We start from the raw sequence: 1,659 nt of genomic DNA, 5'->3' as shown, positions 1-1,659 counted from the left end.
GCCGCCCGGCCCGCGGCGTCCGGGCCAGTCGGCAGCGCGAACGCGGGTGCTCGGTGCCGGACGGCGGCAACTCGCCGGGCGTGCACGTCGGCCCACTGCGCTGAGACGGCGCGCAGCGGCACCCTGCGCCGGGCGCCGTCGGGCAGGTCGAGCATGGCGACGGCGGCCCCGGGAGTCACCTCCAGCACGGTCCGGCACCAGGGTGGGACGCGGGCGCGGTCGGTCTCGACCAGCACGATCGTCGCGCCGTGCCCACCCGCCCAGCGACGCGCGAGGTCGGCCGTTCGCCCGTTGCCCGGGCAGCCGTCGGCGATGAGCAGCGGGTGGACCGGTGCCGCGCCGTCGGCCGGGTCGCCACGGGTGAGCCAGCGGCACCACGCCCAGTCGGCCGCGCGGCCGCCCGCGGCGCGCACGACGACGCCGGTGGTGCCGCCGGCGGGACTGTCCACATCGACCAGCAGTGCGGCCGCGACCAGGGCCCGGGCCACGCCGAGCGCCGCCGACCGGGGCCCGACGACGGCGACGCATGCGTCCGGGGCCAACCTCCGCAGGCCGACGCCCGGCCAGCCCTCCGGCGCATCCACCGACGCCACGGTCGTCAGGCACGCCAGCACATGGGTCGTCAGATCGGCCGGAGACGGCACGAGCAGCTCGTCCGCGACGGACGGGCTCTCGGCCGCGCCCGCGCCGTCACCGCGTCGGGCACGCAAAGGATGCCCCGGGCGGGCCCGGCCTGTCCGCCGCACCCGACGCCGAGCGGCCCGGCCGCGCAGCACCGGCCACAGGGCGACGGCCGGACCGAGCAGCGCGAGCACGAGCAGCAGCCGGTTCCCGGTGCTCATCGCGAGGACCAGCGACCCGATCGCCGGACCGAACCACATGCCCAGCGACATCCCGCCGGCAGACGGTCGGTGGTCGGCGGAACCGTCGCGAGGTCGCGCGGGCGCATGCCGGTCGGACCAGCCGCGGCGGACCTCCAGCACGCTCGCACCGATCGAGAGCCGATCCCCGGCACGGACCCGCACGGCGCGCGACGCTCGGCACGTGGGACCTCGCCCGAGGCGTCGCCCGCGCCGGTGGGCGGCCGCGTGACCGCGGCCCGCGCGGAGCACCAGCGTGCCGTTGGACGACCCGAGATCCCGTACGCGCGGCCCCGACCGCCCGAGCGTGAGCTCGAGGTGCCGCCGGGAGATCCCGTCGTCGTCGAGCGCGAGGTGCCCGGCGCGCCCGACGACGATTGCTCCGCGCCGGTCGCCGACGCCCAGCGCGGCGAGGGCGCCGCTGTCCGGACCGGAGATCACCGCGACGTGCCACGAGCTGCGCAGCGCGAGCCGGTCGGCGTCGGGCGTGCCGGCGCCGACCTGGAGCACCGCACCCGCGACCAGCGGCAGCTGGCCGGTGAGCTGGTCTGCCGCCAGAACGGTCTCCTCGACCGCGAGCACGGTCGCGGGGTCGGCGAGCTCGGGGCGCCCGGTCACCTCGGCGAGGTGCGGACGAAGGTCGCCGAGCCGCGCGTCGTCGGGCAGGTCGAGGTCGAGGCTGGGGGAGCCGGGACCGCCGGCCAGGGTGAGCCGCACCCGACCACCTTGGCGCGGCTGCCCGGGCGACGAGGGGCGGGCCCGTGGTGCCTGGGGAGAAACCGGGATCCACAGGCCCGCC

1 protein-coding gene is annotated in these 1,659 nt (G+C 78.5%); it reads right to left on the bottom strand.

The window, feature by feature from the left end; genetic code table 11:
* Positions 1-1,577, bottom strand: a 1,577-nt coding sequence (locus tag VIM26_RS19380) for an FHA domain-containing protein (protein ID WP_331954273.1), incomplete at its 3' end; no start/stop codon positions are given.
* Between the last annotated feature and the right edge of the window lie 82 nt (positions 1,578-1,659).

The sequence above is a fragment of the Pengzhenrongella sp. genome (assembly GCF_036565025.1).
Classification (GTDB): Bacteria; Actinomycetota; Actinomycetes; order Actinomycetales; family Cellulomonadaceae; genus Pengzhenrongella.
This window is presented reverse-complemented; position numbering and strand designations above follow the sequence as displayed.